This window comes from Variovorax sp. J31P207, from assembly GCF_030316965.1.
Lineage (GTDB): Bacteria > Pseudomonadota > Gammaproteobacteria > Burkholderiales > Burkholderiaceae_C > Variovorax > Variovorax ginsengisoli_B.
This window is the reverse complement of sequence record NZ_JASZYN010000001.1, coordinates 947,063-967,385: the sequence shown is the minus strand read 5'-3', so window position 1 is coordinate 967,385 and position 20,323 is coordinate 947,063. Positions and strand designations below refer to the sequence as shown.

General features: G+C 69.5%; 16 protein-coding genes. 7 read left to right on the top strand and 9 right to left on the bottom strand.

Features of this window, described 5'->3' with window-relative positions; translation table 11 throughout:
- Nucleotides 1-6: 6 nt before the first annotated feature.
- From holA to leuS, 3 genes are read right to left on the bottom strand one after another with little or no spacing between them, the layout of a single operon-like run.
- Nucleotides 7-1,080 carry a DNA polymerase III subunit delta gene (gene holA, locus QTI68_RS04555; protein WP_286519909.1) on the bottom strand — a complete coding sequence of 358 codons (1,074 nt, stop codon included), beginning with the start codon at nt 1,078-1,080 and terminating at the stop codon, nt 7-9.
- Between the two features lie 6 nt (nt 1,081-1,086).
- Nucleotides 1,087-1,587 (bottom strand): LPS-assembly lipoprotein LptE, encoded by a 501-nt coding sequence (locus QTI68_RS04550; protein ID WP_286519908.1) that lies wholly within the window; start codon nt 1,585-1,587, stop codon nt 1,087-1,089.
- Nucleotides 1,584-4,223: a leucine--tRNA ligase gene (gene leuS, locus QTI68_RS04545; protein WP_286519906.1), complete on the bottom strand. Its 2,640-nt coding sequence runs from the start codon at nt 4,221-4,223 to the stop codon at nt 1,584-1,586. Before leuS ends, QTI68_RS04550 begins: the two co-directional genes overlap by 4 nt.
- Nucleotides 4,224-4,395: 172 nt before the next feature.
- Here leuS and QTI68_RS04540 point away from each other — a divergent pair, with 172 nt between their 5' ends.
- The 6 genes from QTI68_RS04540 to QTI68_RS04515 are packed head-to-tail and all read left to right on the top strand — an operon-like array spanning nt 4,396 to nt 15,563.
- Nucleotides 4,396-6,018 carry an alpha-glucosidase gene (locus tag QTI68_RS04540; protein WP_286519903.1) on the top strand — a complete coding sequence of 541 codons (1,623 nt, stop codon included), beginning with the start codon at nt 4,396-4,398 and terminating at the stop codon, nt 6,016-6,018.
- The gene (gene glgB / locus QTI68_RS04535) at nt 6,008-8,167 is read left to right on the top strand and encodes a 1,4-alpha-glucan branching protein GlgB (protein WP_286519902.1); all 2,160 of its coding nucleotides are present in this window, start codon (nt 6,008-6,010) and stop codon (nt 8,165-8,167) included. Before QTI68_RS04540 ends, glgB begins: the two co-directional genes overlap by 11 nt.
- A gap of 16 nt (nt 8,168-8,183) precedes the next feature.
- Nucleotides 8,184-10,223, top strand: a complete 2,040-nt coding sequence (glgX, locus tag QTI68_RS04530) for a glycogen debranching protein GlgX (RefSeq protein WP_286519901.1) — start codon at nt 8,184-8,186, stop codon at nt 10,221-10,223.
- 59 nt (nt 10,224-10,282) lie between these two features.
- On the top strand, nt 10,283-11,575 hold the full coding sequence (gene glgC / locus QTI68_RS04525; protein ID WP_286519899.1) for a glucose-1-phosphate adenylyltransferase: 1,293 nt from the start codon (nt 10,283-10,285) through the stop codon (nt 11,573-11,575).
- A 5-nt stretch (nt 11,576-11,580) separates the two neighbouring features.
- Entirely contained in the window at nt 11,581-13,053 is a 1,473-nt protein-coding gene (gene glgA, locus QTI68_RS04520; protein WP_286519898.1) for a glycogen synthase GlgA, read from the top strand.
- Complete coding sequence (locus QTI68_RS04515) at nt 13,050-15,563, top strand: glycogen/starch/alpha-glucan phosphorylase (protein ID WP_286519897.1); 2,514 nt, start codon at nt 13,050-13,052, stop codon at nt 15,561-15,563. Before glgA ends, QTI68_RS04515 begins: the two co-directional genes overlap by 4 nt.
- Here the strand turns inward: QTI68_RS04515 and QTI68_RS04510 are convergent.
- From QTI68_RS04510 to QTI68_RS04495, 4 genes are all read right to left on the bottom strand, one after another.
- Nucleotides 15,535-15,993, bottom strand: a complete 459-nt coding sequence (locus QTI68_RS04510; protein WP_286519896.1) for an ExbD/TolR family protein — start codon at nt 15,991-15,993, stop codon at nt 15,535-15,537. The genes QTI68_RS04515 and QTI68_RS04510 overlap by 29 nt on opposite strands.
- A gap of 16 nt (nt 15,994-16,009) precedes the next feature.
- The gene (locus tag QTI68_RS04505; RefSeq protein ID WP_286519895.1) at nt 16,010-16,708 is read right to left on the bottom strand and encodes a MotA/TolQ/ExbB proton channel family protein; all 699 of its coding nucleotides are present in this window, start codon (nt 16,706-16,708) and stop codon (nt 16,010-16,012) included.
- A gap of 78 nt (nt 16,709-16,786) precedes the next feature.
- Nucleotides 16,787-17,617: a 4-hydroxy-tetrahydrodipicolinate reductase gene (gene dapB / locus QTI68_RS04500; protein ID WP_503011621.1), complete on the bottom strand. Its 831-nt coding sequence runs from the start codon at nt 17,615-17,617 to the stop codon at nt 16,787-16,789.
- A gap of 73 nt (nt 17,618-17,690) precedes the next feature.
- The gene (locus QTI68_RS04495; protein ID WP_286519894.1) at nt 17,691-18,251 is read right to left on the bottom strand and encodes an outer membrane protein assembly factor BamE; all 561 of its coding nucleotides are present in this window, start codon (nt 18,249-18,251) and stop codon (nt 17,691-17,693) included.
- A gap of 87 nt (nt 18,252-18,338) precedes the next feature.
- On the opposite strand from QTI68_RS04495, the gene fur reads away from it, so the two are divergent.
- Nucleotides 18,339-18,758: a ferric iron uptake transcriptional regulator gene (gene fur, locus QTI68_RS04490; protein WP_286519893.1), complete on the top strand. Its 420-nt coding sequence runs from the start codon at nt 18,339-18,341 to the stop codon at nt 18,756-18,758.
- Nucleotides 18,759-18,780: 22 nt separating this feature from the next.
- On the opposite strand, the gene hprK is transcribed toward fur, so the two are convergent.
- Nucleotides 18,781-19,740, bottom strand: coding sequence for an HPr(Ser) kinase/phosphatase (hprK, locus tag QTI68_RS04485; protein WP_286510392.1), 960 nt, complete (start codon nt 19,738-19,740; stop codon nt 18,781-18,783).
- Between the two features lie 28 nt (nt 19,741-19,768).
- The gene (locus QTI68_RS04480) at nt 19,769-20,236 is read right to left on the bottom strand and encodes a PTS sugar transporter subunit IIA (protein WP_286372102.1); all 468 of its coding nucleotides are present in this window, start codon (nt 20,234-20,236) and stop codon (nt 19,769-19,771) included.
- Between the last annotated feature and the right edge of the window lie 87 nt (nt 20,237-20,323).

Here is a 20,323-nt window from a genome sequence, read left to right as displayed (position 1 = left end):
GCTCGGTCAGCGGGCCCGGGGCGCCGACGCGGCGGGTCCGCAGGCCCGGCACAGCATCAGCGCCAGCCGCTGCAGCGCCTGCCAGCCGTTGGCCGGCCAGTCGGGCTGCTTGAGGCCCTTGACGATGCCGTCGACCACGTGCGCGGCGCGCAGCATGCGCGCCAGCGCCCGGTCGTCCAGCCGCGGCAGCACCCGCTCGAAGGCCCGCTCGCGCGGACCCCAGATGCGGTTCTCGCGCAGCGCCATCGGCAGCGGCCGGCCGGCCGCCATCGCGTCCCTGACCCGCTTCAGGGCCCGGATGTCCTCGGCCAGCGTGTAATGCACCAGCACTTCGGCCTCGCCTTCGGCCTGCAGGCCGTCGAGCATGCGCGCGACGCGCTGCGGATTGCCCGCCAGCACCGCTTCCGACAGCTTGAAGACGTCGTAGCGCGCGACGTTGTTGACCGCGGCTTCGACCTGCTCCCAGCCGAGTTCGCCTTCAGGGTGCAGCAGCGCGAGTTTCTGGATCTCCTGGTGGGCGGCGAGCAGGTTGCCCTCGACCCGGTCGGCGAAGAACTGCAAGGTGCGCTGGCCTTCCTCGCCGGCCTTGACGCGCTGCCCCTGCAGCGCCAGCCGCTGGGCGATCCACTGCGGCAGCGCGGCGCGCTCGACGGTGTCGACCTGCAGGCTGACGCCATGGTTCTCGAGCGCGGCGAACCAGGCGCCGCTGCGGGTCGCCTTGTCGAGCCGGGGCAGCAGCACCAGCGTCAGGGTGCTGTCATTGCCGGCTGCGGCCTCGGCGATCTGCTGCAGCGCGGCGCTGCCGTCCTTGCCGGGCTTGCCCGACGGGATCCGGATCTCGACGATCTGCTTGTCCGCGAAAAGGCTCAGCGAACCGCCCGCCGCCAGCACCGCGCCCCAGTCGAAATGGGCACCGGCCACGGTGTAGGCGCTCCGCTCGGTGTAACCCTGGCTGCGCGCCGCGGCGCGAATCGCATCGGCGGCCTCCTGCGCCAGCAGCGGCTCGTCGCCGTGGATGGCGTAGAGCGGCGCCACCCGTTTCGCGAGGTGGGACGAGAGCTGGGCAGTCGCAAGTTGCACGGCGGATCAGGCGGTCTTGATCGCGGCGAGCCGGCGGAGCACCTGCTGGGCGATGTCGTTCTGCATGTCGCGATACAGCAGTTCGGCCTCGCCTTCCTTGGCCAGCGCCGCCGTCTCGTTGTAGGTGATGTCGCGCGACTGCTGGATCTCGGTCGGCCCGAGCAATTCCTTGCCGCCCTGGCCCCGCACCCTGAAGCGCAGCGTCAGGATCAGCTGCAGTTCGCGCACCTGGCCGTCGGGCGTGGTCGAGAGCACGATGTTGTTGCGACTCTCGCCCAGGATCTCCAGCACCGCCTCGGCCTTGTCGGCCTGGTCGGCCGGCAACACCTCCACGGTGCCGGCCGCCCGCAGCTGCCGCCGCAGGTAGTTCGAGAACGCAGAGGTACCGAGCACCGCGATGCTCTTGAACGCGAACTCCGGCGCCTTGCGCAACTCGAAGCCGCAGCCCGCGAGCACCATCGCGCTCGCGGCTGCCAGGAAGCCGCGGCGGTTGGATCGGCGGCTCATAGAACCACGTTCACCAGCCGGCCCGGCACCACGATGACGCGCTTGGCAGCCGCACCCGCGGCGTGCTGAATGAAATCCTCGCAGGCGAGCGCGATCTTCTCGATCTCCGGCTTGGTCGCCGCGGCCGGCACGCGCAGCGAACCGCGCAGCTTGCCGTTGATCTGCAGCATCAGTTCGATCTCGTCGCGCGCCAGCGCGCTGGCGTCGACCACCGGCCAGGGCGCATCGAGCAGGCCGCCCTGGTCCTTGTCGTAGCCGAGCAGATGCCAGAGCTCGTGCGCGATGTGCGGCGTCGCCGGGTACAGGCAGCGCAGCAGGATGCCGAAGCCTTCGCGCACCGCGGCGCGGTTGCCGGCGTCGTCCGCGGCCGGCTTGAAGCCTTCCAGCGCGTTGAGCAGCTTCATCGCCCCCGACACCACCGTGTTGTACTGCATGCGCTGGTAGTCGTAGTCGATCTGGCGCAGCACGGTGTGGATCTCGTGGCGCAGCACCTTGGCCTGCTTGCCGAACACGGGCTGGCCCGCCGGTGCCGCCGTCGCGCCGGCGCCATGCTGCGCGACGCCGAAGTTCCAGACCCGGCGCAGGAAGCGGTAGCTGCCTTCGACCGCCGCGTCGTTCCATTCGAGCGTGGCCTCGGGCGGCGCGGTGAACATGGTGTAGAGCCGGGCCGTGTCGGCGCCGTACTTCTCGATCAGGTCCTGCGGGTCGACGCCGTTGCGCTCGGTCTTTCCCATCTTGCCGACGCCGCCGTATTCGAGCTTCGTGCCGTCGGCCAGCGTCCCGCCGACGATGCGGCCCTGCGCGTCGAGTTCCGGCGTGACCTCCGAGGGCGGGAAGTAGTTCTTGCCGCCCTTCTCGCCCCGGTTGTAGAAGATGTGGTTGAGCACCATGCCCTGCGTCAGCAGCTTGCTGAAGGGCTCGTCGACCTTCACCAGGCCGAGGTCGCGCATGACCTTGGTCCAGAAGCGGGCGTAGAGCAGGTGCAGGATCGCGTGCTCGATGCCGCCGATGTACTGGTCCATCGGCATCCAGTACTGCGCGCCGTCGGCCACCATGGCTTCGTCGTTCGTCGGATCGCAGTAGCGCATGAAGTACCACGAGCTGTCGACGAAGGTGTCCATGGTGTCGGTCTCGCGGCGCGCGGGCTTGCCGCAGACCGGGCACACGACGCCGGCATGGAAGCCTTCGTGCTTGATCAGCGGGTTGCCGTGGCCGTCGGGCACGCAGTCGGTCGGCAGCACCACCGGCAGGTCCTTCTCGGGCACCGGCACCGCGCCGTGCTCTTCGCAATGAATGATCGGGATCGGCGTGCCCCAGTAGCGCTGGCGGCTCACGCCCCAGTCGCGCAGGCGCCAGGTGGTCTGCATCTCGCCCAGGCCCTTCTGGCCGAGGGCATGCGCCACCGCCTTGACCGCCTCGGCATAGTGCATGCCGCTGAAGTTGTCGGAATTGATGGTCACGCCGCGCTGCTTGTCGGCGTACCAGTCCTGCCAGCGGTGGTAGTCGAAGTGCGGCTCGTCGTCGACCAGCACGACCTGGATGATCTCGATGCCGTACTTGTTGGCGAAGGCGAAGTCGCGCTCGTCATGCGCCGGCACCCCCATCACGGCGCCGTCGCCGTAGCTCATCAGCACGTAGTTGCCGACCCAGACCGGGACCTGCTCCTCGGTGATCGGGTGGGTCACGGTGAGGCCGGTGGGGACGCCCTTCTTTTCCTGCGTGGCCAGCTCGGCCTCGGTGGTGCCACCGCCCTTGGCCTCGGCGATGAAGGCGGCCACCTTGGGGTTGGTCTTCGCGGCATGGACGGCCAGCGGATGCTCGGGCGCCACGGCGCAGAAGGTCACGCCCATGATGGTGTCGGCACGGGTCGTGAAGACGTACATGCGGCCGTCCTGGATGAGGTGGCCCTGGTCGTCCTTGATCTTGTGCGTGAACGCGAAGCGCACGCCTTCGCTCTTGCCGATCCAGTTCTCCTGCATCAGCTTGACGCGCTCGGGCCAGCCCGGAAGCCGGTGCTGGGTGTGCTCGAGCAGTTCCTCGGCGTAGTCGCTGATCTTCAGGTAGTAGCCGGGAATCTCGCGCCGCTCGACCGTGGCGCCGGTGCGCCAGCCCTTGCCGTCGATCACCTGCTCGTTGGCCAGCACGGTCTGGTCGACCGGGTCCCAGTTGACCACCTGGGTCTTGCGGTAGGCGATGCCCTTCTCGAGCATCTTCAGGAACAGCCACTGGTTCCACTTGTAGTAGCTCGGATCGCAGGTGGCGATCTCGCGGCTCCAGTCGATCGCCAGGCCCATGGCCTGGAGCTGGCCCTTCATGTAGCCGATGTTCTCGTAGGTCCATTTCGCCGGTGGAACACCGTTTTTGAGCGCTGCGTTCTCGGCCGGCAGGCCGAAGGCGTCCCAGCCCATGGGCATCAGGACGTTGTAGCCGCTCATGCGCAGGTAGCGCGTGAGCATGTCGTTGATCGTGTAGTTGCGCACGTGGCCCATGTGCAGCTTGCCGCTGGGGTAGGGCAGCATCGAGCAGGCGTAGTACTTCTTCTTGCGCGTGTCTTCGGTCACGCGGTAGGCATCGGCGGCGGTCCAGTGGGCCTGGGCGGCCGACTCGACATCGGCGGGTTTGTAGCTGGGGTTCATGGGCACTCGACAACAGCCCGGCGCCAGGCGGCCGGGTGAAGGCGGATTATCGCGGGGAACTGATACTCGCCCCCAGGTTGGGCTCACTTCGTGTAGCCCGCCCACCGCCTGCCCGGGGCGAGCGGCATGCTTTTCGCATGCCACAATGAATTCGATTCCCTGGGGGGCATGCATGGCGAAGGACTGGTGGCGAGGCGCGGTGATCTACCAGATCTACCCGCGCAGCTTCATGGACAGCAATGGCGACGGCATCGGCGATCTGCCGGGGATCACGGGCACCTTGGGCCACGTGGCGGGCCTGGGGGTGGACGCGATCTGGATTTCTCCGTTCTTCCGCTCCCCGATGAAGGATTTCGGCTACGACGTCTCGGACTACCGGGCGGTCGACCCGATCTTCGGCACCCTGGCCGATTTCGACGCCCTGCTGGCCCGGGCCCACGGGCTGGGCCTCAGGATCATCATCGACCAGGTGCTGTCCCACACCTCCGACCAGCACGCCTGGTTCGCCGCCAGCCGGGCCAGCCGCGACAACCCGCAGGCCGACTGGTACGTCTGGGCCGACCCCCAGCCCGACGGCACGCCGCCCAACAACTGGCTCTCGGTCTTCGGCGGCTCGGCCTGGCAATGGGATTCGCGGCGGCGCCAGTACTACCTGCACAGTTTCCTGGCCGAGCAGCCGGACCTCAATTTCCATTGCGCCGCCGTCCAGGAGGCGCTGCTGGGCGAGGTGAAGTTCTGGTGCGAGCGCGGCGTCGACGGCTTCCGCTTCGATGCCTGCAACCACCAGTTCCACGATGCGCAATTGCGCGACAACCCGCCGGCCAACGGCGGCGAGGTGAGCACGGTGCGGGCCGACAACCCCTATGCGATGCAGCAGCACCTGCACGACAAGAGCCAGCCCGAGAACCTGCTGTTCCTCGAAGAGCTGCGCCGGCTGCTCGACGGCTACGGCGCGGTCGCGCTGGGCGAGGTCGGCGACGAGGACGCGCCGCCCGTGATGGCGCGCTACACCGAACGCGACAAGCGGCTGCACCTGGCCTACAGCTTCAGCCTGCTGACCAGCGAACACAGCGCGCGCCACCTGCGGACCCAGGTCGAGACGCTCGACACTGCCCTGGCCAGGACCGACGGCTGGGGCTGCTGGGCGGTGTCGAACCACGACGTGCCCCGGGTCGCCAGCCGATGGAACGCCGCCGGCTCGGCCGACACCCGGCGCGACCGGCTCTGGCTGGCGCTGCTGCTGTCGCTGCGCGGCAGCGCCAGCGTCTACCAGGGCGAGGAACTCGGCCTGCCCGAGGCCGAAGTGCCTTTCGAGCTGCTGCAGGACCCGTACGGCCGCGCCTTCTGGCCCGAATTCAAGGGCCGCGACGGCTGCCGCACCCCGATGCCCTGGCGGGCGGACCAGCCGCACGGGGGCTTCACCGACGGCCTGCCCTGGCTGCCGGTCTCGGACGCCCACCTGGCACTGGCGATCGACCAGCAGGCCGGCGATCCGCGCTCGATGCTGCACTACAGCCGCGCCCTGCTGCACTGGCGCCGCACCCAGCCGCTGCTGCGGACCGGCGGCATGCGCTTCTTCGAGGCGCCCGAACCCTTGCTGTGGTTCGAGCGGCGCGAAGGTGACAAGGCGCTGCAGGCGGTGTTCAATCTGTCCGACGCACCGGCGACGCTGCAACTGGACGCGCCGTTGGTGCCGCTGTCCGGATCGCCGTTCGCCGGCGCCGGACTCGACGGCCGCATGCTGACGCTGCCGCCCTATGGCGTTTTCATGGGAGAACCCCCGCATGCTGCCTGAAGCCGAAGTCCACGCGCTGATGCGCGCCGAACATGGCGACCCGTTCGCCGTGCTCGGCCCGCACGAGACGGACGAGGGCTTCTGGGTCCGCGCCCTGCTGCCGGGCGCGCAGTCCGTGGCCGTGCTGCACTCGGGCTCGGGTTGGCCGCTGGCCCAACTCGACCGCCAGGGCGACAGCGACCTCTTCGCCGCCCGGGTGCCGGCCTCGGAGGCCCGGCTCGGCTATCGCTTCGAGGTCGACTGGGGCGCGCACAGATCGGCGCTCGAAGACCCGTATCGCTTCCCGCCGGTGCTCGGCGAGACCGACGTCTGGCTGCTGGCCGAAGGCACCCACCTGCGGCCCTACGAGCAGCTCGGCGCCCACCTGCGCGAGATCGACGGCGTGCGCGGCGTCGCCTTCGCGGTCTGGGCACCGAATGCGCGCCGGGTCTCGGTGGTCGGCGACTTCAACCAGTGGGACGGCCGGCGGCACATGATGCGCCTGCGGCGCGAGTGCGGTGTCTGGGAGATCTTCGCGCCGCACGTGGCGCCGGGCGATGCCTACGAATTCGAGCTGCTCTCGGCCCAGGGCGAGGTGCTGCGCAAGGCCGACCCCTTCGGCTTCTCGGCCCGCCTGCGGCCCGACACCGCCTGCGTGGTGCAGCCGCTGCCGGCCCCCGTGGCCCTGCCGGCCGGACGCGCGGAAGCCAACGCGCGCGACGCCGCGATCAGCATCTACGAAGTGCACCTGGGCTCCTGGCGGCGCAAGAACGGCCACGAATGGCTCGACTACCGCGAACTGGCCGACACCCTGGTGCCCTACGCCCGCGACATGGGCTTCACCCACATCGAGCTGCTGCCGGTCAGCGAGCACCCGTTCGACGGTTCCTGGGGCTACCAGCCGATCGGCCTCTATGCGCCGACCTCGCGCTTCGGCACGCCGGGCGACTTCCGCCACTTCGTCGAAGCCGCCCATGCGGCGGGCCTGGGCGTGATCCTCGACTGGGTGCCGGCCCATTTCCCGACCGACGTCCACGGGCTCGCCAACTTCGACGGCACCGCGCTGTACGAGTACGCCGACCCGCGCGAGGGCTTCCACAACGACTGGCAGACGCTGATCTTCAACTATGCGCGGGTCGAGGTGCGCAACTACCTGGTCGGCAACGCGCTGTACTGGCTCGAGCGCTATGGCGTCGACGGCCTGCGGGTCGACGCGGTGGCCTCGATGCTCTATCGCGACTACAGCCGCAAGGCCGGCGAATGGGTGCCGAATGCGCTCGGCGGCCGCGAGAACCTCGAGGCGATCGAATTCCTGCGCCGAATGAACCGCGTGGTCGGCGTCGAGCGGCCGGGCGCCATGACCCTGGCCGAGGAATCGACCAGCTTCCCGGGCGTGACGCGGCCGCCCGAGAGCGGCGGCCTCGGCTTCCACTACAAATGGAACATGGGCTGGATGAACGACACCCTGGCCTATGCCGGAATCAACCCGGTCTACCGCAAGCACCATCACCAGCGGATCACCTTCGGCCTGATGTACGCCTTCAGCGAGAACTTCGTGCTGCCGCTGTCGCACGACGAGGTGGTGCACGGCAAGGGCTCGATGATCGGGCGCATGCCCGGCGACAACTGGCAGAAGTTCGCCGGCCTGCGCAACTTGTATGGCTACCTGTGGGCCTACCCGGGCAAGAAGCTGCTGTTCATGGGCGGCGAATTCGCCCAGTTCGCCGAATGGAACGCCGACCGCAGCCTCGACTGGCACTTGCTCGACCAGCCGGCGCACCAGGGAATCCGCCGGCTGGTGCGCGACCTCAACAACGTCTACCGGCACTTCCCCGCGCTGCACGAGCTCGACTGCGAGGGCGAAGGTTTCGAGTGGATCTGCCACGACGACGCCGACCACTCGGTGTTCTCCTTCGTGCGGCGGGCACGCGACGGCCGCTTCGTGGTGGCGGTGTGCAACTTCACGCCGGTGCCGCGGCTCGGCTATCGGCTCGGGATGCCGGCGGACGGCACCTACCGCGAACTCATCAACACCGACAACCAAGTCTACGGCGGCAGCGGCGTCGGCAACGGGCCGATTGCCAGCGAGCCCGTGCCCTGGCATGGCCGGGCGCGCTCGATGGTGATGTCGGTGCCGCCGCTCGGAACCGTGATGTGGGTGCTGGCGTGAGGCCGGGGCGCCGCGCATGAACGACGGCACGCCCCTGCCGCTCGGCGCCACGGCGAGCCCCGAAGGCGTCAATTTCGCGCTCGCCGCGCCGAACGCCACGGCCGTCGCGCTGTGCCTGTTCGACAGCACCGGCAGCCACGAGCAGCAGCGCCTCCAGTTGTCGGCCCGCACCGACGGCGTCTGGCACACCCGCCTGCCGGGCGCCCGGCCCGGCCTGGTCTACGGCTGGCGCGTCCATGGCCCCTGGTCGCCCGCCGAGGGGCTGCGCTTCAACCCCGCCAAGCTGCTGCTCGACCCCTACGCGCGCGAGATCGTCGGCCGCTACGGCGGCGAAGACCTGTTCCTCGGCCACGACCCCGCGCAGCCGCTGCAGCGCGACACGCGCGACAACGCGGCCATCGCGCTCAAGGCCCGCGTCACGGCCCCGCTGCCCCCGGCGCCGCCGGGGCGCAGCCGCATCCCGGCCGGCGAACGGGTGCTGTACGAGGTCCACGTGCGCGGCCAGACCCGCCGCCACCCGGGCGTTCCCGAGGCCCTGCGCGGCAGCTACGCCGGCCTCGCCGAGCCGGCGGTGCTCGACCACCTGCAGCGCCTCGGCGTCACCACCCTGAGCCTGATGCCGGTCCAGCAGCGCGCCGACGAGTCGCGCCTGCTCGCCCTCGGCCTCAGCAACTACTGGGGCTACAGCACGATCGGCTGGTTCGTGCCCGAGGTCCGCTACTGGAGCGGCCGCGCCGGCAGCACGCCGGCAAGCGAGTTCCGCGCCCTGGCCGATGCCGTCCATGCACGCGGCATGGAACTGGTGATCGACGTGGTCTACAACCACAGCGCCGAGACCGACGAGCTCGGGCCGACGCTGAGCCTGCGCGGCATCGACAACGCGCTCTACTACCACCTGCGCCCCGACGACCGGGCGCTCTACCAGAACTGGACCGGCTGCGGCAACTGCCTCAACCTGGCCGAGCCCAGGGTGCTCGCGCTGGTGATGGACAGCCTGCGCCACTGGGTCTGCGAGCTCGGCGTCGACGGCTTCCGCTTCGACCTCGCACCGGAGCTCGCGCGCGGCGCCGACGGCGACTTCGACCCTCGCGCGCCCCTCCTCGCGGCCATCGCGCAGGACCCGGTGCTGGCGCGGACCCTGCTGATCGCCGAACCCTGGGACATCGGCCCTGGCGGCTACCGGCTCGGCGAGTTCCCGGCCGGCTGGCTCGAATGGAACGACCGCTTCCGCGACGTGCAGCGCGGCTTCTGGCTGCAGGGCAGCGAGGGCCTCGGCGAATTCGCCCATCGCTTCGCGGCCTCGAGCGACGAGTTCAGGCGCAACGCCCGCGCGCCCACGGCCAGCGTCAACTTCATCACCGCACACGACGGCTTCACGCTGCGCGACCTGCTGAGCTACGACGAGCGCCACAACCTGGCCAACGGCGAGGGCAACCGCGACGGCAGCGGCCGCAACCTGAGCCGCAATTGCGGCGTCGAGGGCGAGACCGACGACCCCGCCGTGCGCGCCGAGCGGCAGCGCCTTCAGCGGGTGCTGCTGGCCGTGCTGCTGCTGTCGCAGGGCACGCCGATGCTGCTGGCCGGCGACGAGATCGGCCACACCCAGCGCGGCAACAACAACGCCTACTGCCAGGACAACGACACCACCTGGCTCGACTGGGACCGTGCCGACGGCGCCATGACCGCCTTCGTCGCCCGCCTGCTGGCGCTGCGCCGCGAAGCCGCGCCCCTGCGCAGCACGCGGTGGTGGCCGGCCGAGCCCGTGCCGGGCACCACCGCGCTGCGCTGGCTGGCGCCGGAGGGCCACCCGATGCGCACCGAAGACTGGCAGGCCGGCGAGCGCCGCGCCATGGCGATCCTGTTCGAGGCGCCGCCACCGGCCGAAAGCTGGCTGGTGCTGATGAATGCCGGCGATGCCCCGATCGGCTTCACCCTGCCGCCGGGGCGCTGGACCTGCCGGCTGGCCAGCGACGCGGTCGACGACGAGGCCGCGGCCCGGCCCCTCGGTGCAACCCAGACCCTGGCGCCGGGCAGCCTCTGGGTCGCAAAAACATGAAGGCGCCGGCACCACGGTGCTAGGCTGGAATCACTCGAGAAAACCAACGGAGACATCTGATGGAAGACATCGCGCAACCCACCCTGCAGGCCCACCAACTCGTTCGCCGCACCATCGCCCTGGTGCTGGCCGGCGGCCGGGGCTCCCGGCTCAAGCAGCTCACCGACCGGCGGGCCAAGCCGGCGGTCTATTTCGGCGGCAAGTTCCGCATCATCGATTTCGCGCTGTCGAACTGCCTCAACTCGGGGATCCGGCGGATGGCCGTGGTGACGCAGTACAAGTCGCACTCGCTGATGCGCCACCTGCAGCGCGGGTGGAGCTTCCTGCGCGCCGAGCTCAACGAGATGGTCGACGTGCTGCCGGCCCAGCAACGGGTCGGCGACGAGCACTGGTACCGCGGCACGGCCGACGCGGTCTACCAGAACCTCGACATCATCCAGACCCGCTCCACGCCGCATGACTACGTCGTGGTGCTGGCCGGCGACCACGTCTACAAGATGGACTACTCGATCATGCTGACCGACCACGTGGCCAGCGGCCGTGGCTGCACGGTCGGCTGCATCGAGGTGCCGCGCATGGAGGCCACGGCCTTCGGCGTGATGGACGTCGACGAGAACCGCAACATCACGGCCTTCCTCGAGAAGCCAGCCGACCCGCCGGCCATGCCGGGCAAGCCCGACATGGCGCTGGCCAGCATGGGCATCTACGTCTTCGATTCCGAGTACCTCTACCGATTGCTCGAGGAGGACAGCGCCAACCCCGTCTCGGACCACGATTTCGGCAAGGACATCATCCCGCGCGCGGTCGCCGAAGGCCGCGCGCTGGCCCATCCTTTCGGCATGTCCTGCGTGACCCGGGCCAGCCGCGGCCCCGGCGCCGCCGCCTACTGGCGCGACGTGGGCACGATTGATGCATTCTGGGCAGCCAACCTCGACCTGGCCTCGATCACCCCGGAGCTCGACATCTATGACACCGACTGGCCCATCTGGACCTACCAGCGGCAGCTGCCGCCGGCCAAGTTCGTGCTCGACCGCGACGGCAAGCATGGCATGACGGTCAACACCATCGTCTCGGGCGGCTGCATCGTCTCGGGCTCCAAGGTCAGCAGCTCGGTGCTGTTCTCGGGCGTGCGCATCCATTCGTTCTGCGAAATCAACGAAGCCGTGCTGCTGCCCGACGTCGAGGTCGGCCGCGCCTGCCGGCTCAACAAAGTCGTGATCGACCGCGCCTGCGTGATCCCCGACGAGATGGTGATCGGCGAGGACCCGGCCGCCGACGCCGCGCGCTTCGAGCGCACCGAGGGCGGCGTGGTGCTGGTGACGCGCGAGATGCTCAAACGCCTGGCGCCCTGAAACCGATGAGGATCCTCCAGGTCAGCGCCGAACTGTTTCCCCTGCTCAAGACCGGAGGGCTGGCCGACATCGCCGGCGCGCTGCCGCTGGCGCTGATGGCGGCCGGCCAGGAGGCGCGGGTGCTGCTGCCGGGCTTCCCGGCCATCCTCGCCGGCGTCACCGATGCGGCGCCGGTGGCCGAGCTGACCGCGCCCTGGGGCGAGCGGGCCAGGCTGCTGCTCGGCCGGATCGCCACCGCCGGCGCGCCCGACACGCCGGCCTACGTCATCGATGCGCCGGCGCTCTACGACCGCCCCGGCAATCCCTATGAGGATCCGCACCGCCAGCCCTATGCCGACAACCACCGGCGCTTCGCGCTGCTCGGCTGGGCCGCGGCACAGCTGGCCCAGGGGCTCGACCCCGGCTGGCAGCCCGATATCGTGCATGCGCACGACTGGCACGCCGCCCTGGCGCCGGCCTACATGGCCTTCGCGCCGCGCGGGCGCCACCCGCGCGTCGGCAGCGTCTTCACGGTCCACAACCTGGCCTACCAGGGCCTGTTCGCCGCTTCGCATTTCGCCGAACTCGGCCTGCCGGCGGCGGCCTTCTCGATCGACGGCCTCGAATACCACGGCCAGCTGTCGTTCATGAAGGGCGGCCTGTGCTTCGCCGACCGCATCACGACCGTGAGCCCGACCTACGCGCGCGAGATCCAGACGCCCGAGCAAGGCTGCGGCCTCGACGGCCTGCTGCGCAGGCGGGCCGGGGTGCTGACCGGCATCCTCAACGCGGTCGACGACCAGGTCTGGAACCCCGCCACCGACGCGCTGATTCCGCACCGCTACGACCTGCGCCGGATGACCGGCAAGGTGCGCAACAAGGCGGCGCTGCAGGAAGAGCTCGGCCTGGCGCCCCAGACCCATGCCCCGCTGTTCGTGCTGGTCAGCCGGCTGACCGAGCAGAAGGGCCTGCACCTGGTGCTCGAAGGCCTCGACGGGCTGCTCGCACAAGGCGGCCAGCTGGCACTGCTGGGCAGCGGCGACGCCTGGCTCGAGGCGGCGTTCAAGCAACGCGCGGCCCACGCGCCGCAGTCGGTCAGCGTCACGCTGGGCTACAGCGAAGCGACCGCCCACCGCCTGTTCGGCGCCGGCGATGTCACACTGGTGCCCTCGTTGTTCGAGCCCTGCGGCCTGACCCAGATGTACGGCCTGAAGTACGGCAGCCTGCCGCTGGTGCACCGGATCGGCGGCCTGGCCGACACGGTGGTCGACGCCACGCTCGAGGACATGGCCGGCGGCCAGGCCACCGGCTTCTCGTTCGACACCTTCGGCAACGAAGGCTACGCGCGCGCGGTGCGCCGCGCTTTCGCGCTCTACCAGCGCCCGGCCGACTGGCGCGCCGTGCGCGCCAGCGCCATGCGCCGCCCCGCCGACTGGGGCAGCGCCGCCGCCGAATACCTCGGCGTCTATGCCGAAGCCCTCCCACGCGAATCACCATGAACATCGAAGACTTCAAATACGACCACCCCGACCGAGACGTTGCAGCCTTCAAGCGCGCGGTCGCCAACAAGCTCATCTACGCGGTCGGCAAGGACCCCTTCGCCGCCAGCCCCGACGACTGGCTGCACGCCACCGCGCTGGCGGTGCGCGACCAGCTGGTCGAGCGCTGGATGGGCACCACGCGGGCGCAGTACGCGCAGAAGCTCAAGCGCGTCTACTACATGTCGATGGAGTTCCTGATCGGGCGCACCTTCACCAACGCGCTGCTGGCGCTCGAGCTGCAGGGCACCGTGAAGCAGGCGCTGGCCGACTTCGGGGTCGACATCCAGGCGCTGTCCGAGCGCGAACCCGACGCCGCCCTGGGCAACGGCGGCCTCGGCCGGCTGGCGGCCTGCTTCCTCGACTCGATGGCCACGCTCGGCGTGCCGGGCATGGGCTACGGCATCCGCTACGAGTACGGCATGTTCCGCCAGCGCATCGTCGACGGCCAGCAGGTCGAGCAGCCCGACTACTGGCTCACGCGCGGCAACCCCTGGGAGTTCCAGCGGCCCGAAGTGACCTTCCGCGTGCGCTTCGGCGGCCACGTGCAGCGGCGCGAGGGCATCCACGCGCCCTACGGCGCGGCCAACTGGGTCGACACCCACGACGTGCTGGCGATGGCCTACGACACCATCATCCCGGGCTACGGCACGCAGGCCACCAACACGCTGCGCCTGTGGTCGGCCAAGGCCACCGAGGAGATCGACCTGTCGGCCTTCAACCGGGGCAACTACATGGAGGCCGTGGAGAGCAAGAACCACTCGGAGAACGTCTCGCGCGTGCTCTATCCCGACGACTCCACGCCCTCCGGCCGCGAGCTGCGGCTGCACCAGGAATACTTCTTCGTCAGCGCCAGCGTGCAGGACCTGCTACGCCGCTACCTGCGCAACCACACCACCTTCGACGACCTGCCCGACCAGGTCAGCATCCACCTCAACGACACCCATCCGGTGCTGGCGGTGCCCGAGTTGATGCGCCTGCTGATCGACGAGCACAACCTGCCCTGGGACACCGCCTGGGCCCACACCCAGAAGGTCTTCAGCTACACCAACCACACGCTGATGCACGAGGCGCTCGAGACCTGGCCGGTCGAAATGTTCGGCCGCATCCTGCCGCGCCACCTGCAGATCCTGTTCGACATGAATTCGCGCTTCCTGGCCGAAGTCACCCAGGCCCACGGGCACGATGTCGAGCTGCTGCGGCGGCTGTCGCTGATCGACGAATCGGGCGAGCGGCGGGTGCGCATGGCCTACGTGGCGGTGCTCGCGAGCCACTCGATCAACGGCGTTTCGGGGCTGCACTCGGAGCTCATGAAGCAGTCGATCTTCGCCGACTTCAACACCCTGTTTCCCGAGCGCTTCAACAACAAGACCAACGGCGTCACGCCGCGGCGCTGGCTGGCGCAGGCCAATCCGCCACTGGCCGCGCTGCTCGACGCCCGCATCGGCCGAGGCTGGCGGCGCGACCTGACGCAATTGCAGGCGCTGCGGCCGATGGCGCAGCAGCCGGCCTTCGTGCGGGCCTTTCGCCATGCCAAGCGCGAGAACAAGCTGCGGCTGGCCAACTGGGTCGACGAGCACCTGCGCATCGACATCGACACCGACGCGCTGTTCGACGTCCAGGTCAAGCGCATGCACGAGTACAAGCGGCAGCTGCTCAACGTGCTGCACGTGGTCACGCGCTACCACCGCATCCTTGCCGATCCGACGGCCGGCCATGTGCCGCGCGTGATCGTCTTCGCCGGCAAGGCGGCCTCGGCCTACCAGATGGCCAAGCTGGTGATCCGGCTGATCAACGACGTGGCCAGGGTGATCAACGAGGACGAGCGGGTCGGCAAGCTGCTGAAGGTGGTGTTCCTGCCGAACTACAGCGTCAGCCTGGCCGAGATCATCATGCCCGCGGCCGATCTGTCGGAGCAGATCTCTACCGCCGGCACCGAGGCGTCTGGCACCGGCAACATGAAGTTCGCGCTCAACGGCGCGCTGACCATCGGCACGCTGGACGGTGCCAACGTCGAGATGCGCGACAACGTCGGCGCCGAGAATTTTTTCATCTTCGGCAACACCACGCCGGAGGTGGCCCAGATCCGCGCCACCGGCTACCACCCGCGCGGCATCTACGACGCCGACCCGGAACTGCAGCGCACGCTGGACAGCATCCGCGACGGCCTGTTCTCGGCCGCCGAGCCGGCACGCTACCAGCAGATCTTCGACGCCCTGGTGAGCTGGGGCGACCACTACCTGCTGCTGGCCGACTACGCGAGCTACGTCGAGGCCCAGGCCAGGGTCGACGCGCTGTACCGCGACGCCGATGCCTGGACCCGGATGGCGATCCTCAACGTGGCGGGCATGGGGGAGTTCTCGTCGGACCGGACGATCGCGCAGTACGCGCACGAGATCTGGAAGACCAGGCCGGTAGCGCTGGGGCCGGCCGTGGACGCCGCTACGGCTTCTTCGGCGGCGCCTCGGTGACGAAGCCGATGCGGCTCAAGCCCGCCTTGTTGGCGATGCCCATCAGCTCGACCACGCGGCCGTAGGGCACGCTCTGGTCGGCCCGCAGCTGCACCTCGGTGTCGCGGCTGTCGGCTGCGGCCTTGGCCAGGCCGGCGGCGAGTTCGTCGGTGCTGACCGCCTGGTCGTTCAGGTACACCTTGCCCGCCGCATCGACCACCAGCGTGACAAACCTGGGCGTGTCGTTGGCTTGGCCGGCGTCGGTGCGCGGCAGGTCGAGCTTGATCGAGCTGGCCATCAGCGGCGCGGTGATGATGAAGATCACCAGCAGCACCAGCATCACGTCGACCAGCGGCGTGACGTTGATGTCCGACAGCGGCCGCTGGCCGCCGGCGCCGGTCGAGCGGCCGCCGCTGGCGGCGCTGCCGAGCGAGGTGCGACCGAAGGCCATAGGGGCTCCCTGCCGCCTAGGCCGGCATCGGCCGCGCCGGCGGCAGGGCTGCCTCCCGCGATGCAGGCTCGCCGAACATGCCGAGCAGGTCGTGGGCAAAGCCCTCGAGCTCGGCCTCGATGCGGCCGACCACCCGGCCGAAGACGTTGTACGCCAGCACCGCCGGGATCGCGACCGCCAGGCCGAAGGCGGTCATGATGAGTGCCTCGCCGACCGGCCCCGCCACCTTGTCGATGGTGAAGCCGCCGGTCTCGGCGGCAATGGCGACCAGCGCGCCGTAGATGCCCCAGACGGTGCCTAGCAGCCCCACGAAGGGCGCCGTGGCGCCGACCGTGGCCAGCAGGATCTGACCGGCCTGCAGTCGGCGCAGGGCCGCGTGCAGGGCGTCGCGAAGGATCCGTGTCAGGCGCTGGGTGCGGTCGACCTTGCCGCCGAGCGTTGCGCCCTCGGCCGACAGCGCCAGCCGGTTCAGGGCGCGCACCGCCGGCAGCACCATCAGCGCCCGGTCGAAAGCTGGCAGGCGGGCTTCGGCATCCTGCAGCGAGGCGGACTGCCAGAAGGCTGCAATGCTGCGGAGCACGTCGCGCGTGCCGCCGCGCAGCAGCCAGGCCTTCCAGAGGATCACGACCCAGCTCGCCACCGACATCGCCAGCAGCAACGCCGCCACCGAGCGGCTGACGCCGTCGCCGTGGCGGAGCAGTTCGAGGATGCTCATTGAATGACCTCCGTGCTTCGCACTGCGGTGCGAGCCCCCTTCGGAACGGCCGGGCGCGGGCTCATGCCGGGCCGGTCCTCAGCGCAGGCCGAGGACGTCGAACATGTCGAACAGGCCCGCCTTCTGGCCGGCCAGGAAGCGCACCGCACGCAGGCTGCCCTGGGCGTAGGTCGCGCGGCTGGACGACTTGTGGCTGATCTCGATGCGCTCGCCGGTGCCGGCGAACAGCACGGTGTGGTCGCCGACGATGTCGCCGCCGCGGATCGCCGAGAAGCCGATGCTCGAGGGATCGCGCTCGCCGGTGATGCCCTCGCGCGCGTAGACCGCGCAATCCTTGAGGTCGCGGCCCAGCGCCTGGGCGATCACCTCGCCCATCTTGAGCGCGGTGCCCGAGGGCGCATCGACCTTGTGGCGGTGGTGGGCCTCGATGATCTCGATGTCGTAGCCGGTGGCGAGCGCCTTGGCCGCCATCTCGAGCAGCTTGAGCGTGACGTTGACGCCGACGCTCATGTTGGGCGCCATCATGATCGCGATGTCCTTGGCGGCATCGGCGATCTCGGCCTTCTGGGCGTCGCTGAAGCCGGTGGTGCCGATCACCATCTGCACCCCGAGTTCGCGGCACACCGCCAGGTGCGCGAGCGTGCCCTCGGGCCGCGTGAAATCGATCAGCACCTGCGCATCGGCGAGGCCGGCGCGCAGGTCGGAGACGATCGGCACGCCGCTCGCGGCACCGAGGAAGGCGGTGGCGTCGGTGCCGATCGCCGGGCCGCCGGCGACATCCAGCGCACCGGCCAGGCGGCAATCGGGCCTCTCGCGCACGGCCTCGATCAGCATGTGGCCCATGCGGCCGGAAGCGCCGGCGATCGCCACGCGTCGGAGGGGGGAATTGGAAGCGGAGGAGTCGGTCACGCGTTTCAGCCTCTGGAAATGCGGAAGAACGGAAAGGAGCGGGCAGGCCGGAGGTCCCGGCCAGGGTGCGCGCTCAGCGCGTCGGTTCGAGCGGCGGGTAGACCGCCGGCAACGGCGGCTGCGGCGCGGCAGGGGCCGGCTGGCTTTCCGCCGGTTTTTCCTTGGGCGGATCGAACTTCTTGAGCTGGTCGTCGGTCGCCTCGAGCGCCGGCACCGAGCCATGGCGCTTGCGGGCGTCGAGCTGGGCGACGAATTCCTCTTCGCTCGGCATCGGGTCGCCCTCGAAGCGCTCGAGCAGTTCGCCGTTGAAATACAGCGTCAGGCGGCGCTGCTGGGCCTCGACGCCCTGGCGCCGGATCGTGAACACGTAGTCCCAGCGGTTGGAATGGAAGACGTCGGTCAGCAGCGAGGTGCCGAGGACTTCGCGCACCTGCTGGCGCGACATGCCGGGCTTGAGGGCCGCGACCTGCTCCTTGGACACGAAATTGCCTTGGACCACCTCGACCTTGTAGGGCGTGACGGCCGTGAGCGCACCGCGCGCGCTGTTGCCGACACTGCTGCAGGCGCCCAGGCACAGGCTCGCGGCGACGGCGCCGAGGAGCAGCCATGGGCGGCGTTGGGAAATGGCGGGCATGGGAAAAGGGTTGGGCGATATGATCGAATCATTGTAGCGGCTGGCCCCCGGCGGGCCTCGCCCGCCTGGCCGGCGGAGGAACGACCCATGGGCAACATCGACGAACTCAAGAACACCGGCCTCAAGGCCACCCTGCCACGCCTGAAGATCCTCGAAATCTTCCAGAACGGCAGCCAGCGCCACATGACCGCGGAAGACGTCTTCCGCGTGCTGCTCAACGACCACTCCGACATCGGCCTGGCCACGGTCTACCGCGTGCTGACGCAGTTCGAGCAGGCTGGCATCCTCGAGCGCAGCCACTTCGAGAGCGGCAAGGCGGTCTACGAGCTCAACGAGGGCAAGCACCACGACCACCTGGTGTGCACCGGCTGCGGCAAGGTCGAGGAGTTCTACGACGCCGAGATCGAGCGGCGCCAGCAGATGATCGCCAAGGACAAGGGCTGGATCCTGCAGGACCACGCCATGTCGCTTTACGGCCTCTGCGCCGATTGCGTGAGCAAGCGCTGACTCTCGCTCGCCTCCAGGCGGGTCAATCGTCGTCGCGCGCGCTTTCCATCGCCTTGTGGTGGCGCGCCACGAAATCGGCATAGGTGTCGATGCCGCGCAGCTGCAGGATCGAATTGCGCACCGCGGCCTCGACCAGCACCGCGATGTTGCGCCCGGCCACCACCTGGATGATCACCTTGCGCACCGGGATGCCCAGCACGTCCTGGGTCAGCGGCGCCGACGGCATGCGCTCGTAGTCGCGCTCGAAGCTGTCGCGCCGCACCAGGTGCACGATCAGCTTGAGCCGCATCTTCCGGCGCACGGCGGTCTCGCCGAAGATCGCCCGGATGTCCAGCAGACCGATGCCGCGCACCTCCAGCAGGTTCTGCAGCAGTTCGGGGCAGCGGCCCTCCAGCGTGGTCTGGTTGATGCGGTAGAGGTCGACCGCGTCGTCGGCCACCAGGCCGTTGCCGCGCGAGATCAGCTCCAGGCCGAGCTCGCTCTTGCCCAGCCCCGACTCGCCCGTGATCATCACGCCCAGGCCCAGGATGTCCATGAAGACGCCGTGCATCGAGGTGCGCTCGGCGAAATGCTTCGACAGGTAGGCCCGCAACAGGTCGATCACGAAGGCCGACGACTCGCGGGTCGCGAACAGCGGCAGCTGGGCGCGCTCGCAGATCGACAGCAGCTCGTCGGGCGCCGGCTGGCCATCGGCCAGCACCAGCATCGGCGGCTCCAGCGTGACGATGCGCGCGATCCGCCGGGCGGTGTCCTGGAGGGTGCCGCGGGTCAGGTAGGCGACTTCGCGGGCGCCGAGGATCTGGACCCGGTACGGATGGATGTAGTTGAGGTAGCCGACCAGGTCGGCGGCCGACTGGGCGCGGCTGATGACGTCGGGGTCGAACTGCCGTTCGGAGGCGCCGAGCCCGGCCAGCCACTCCCAGCGCAGCGAGCCGCGGAACTCCTCGAACATCGCATCGGCGCTGATGACGGTCGGCTTCATGTCCGAACCCGCCCTGCGCCGATGAAGTTCAAGCCACCTGTGCGGACTGCCATCCGGCGATCAGGGCGTGCAGGGCCGCCGCGTCGGTGCTGGACTTGATCTGCTCGCGCAGATTGGCATCGCTCAGCAGCTCGGCGATTTCCGAGAGTATTTCCAGATGTTTCTGGGTCGCGGCTTCCGGCACCAGAAGGAAGATCAGCAGCACCACCGGCTGTTCGTCCGGGGCGTCGAAGCCGATCGCGTTGGCGAGCTGGAACACCGCGGCCATCGGCGACTTGAGGCCCTTGATGCGGCCATGGGGAATCGCCACGCCGTGGCCGAGACCGGTCGAGCCCAGGCGCTCGCGCGCAAACAGGCTGTCGGTGATCAGGGCACGCCCGAGACCGTGCAGGTTCTCGAACAAAAGCCCTGCTTCTTCGAAAGCACGCTTCTTGCTAGTGGCATCGACGCTCACGAGCACTTGAGCGGGCGGCAGGATGGACGCGAGTCGGTTCATGTTGGGGCGGGGGCGATTATGCACCCACCCTGAAAAAAGCAAAGGGCCGCCTGACGGCGGCCCGCAAGAGTATTTGCCCGAACAGCG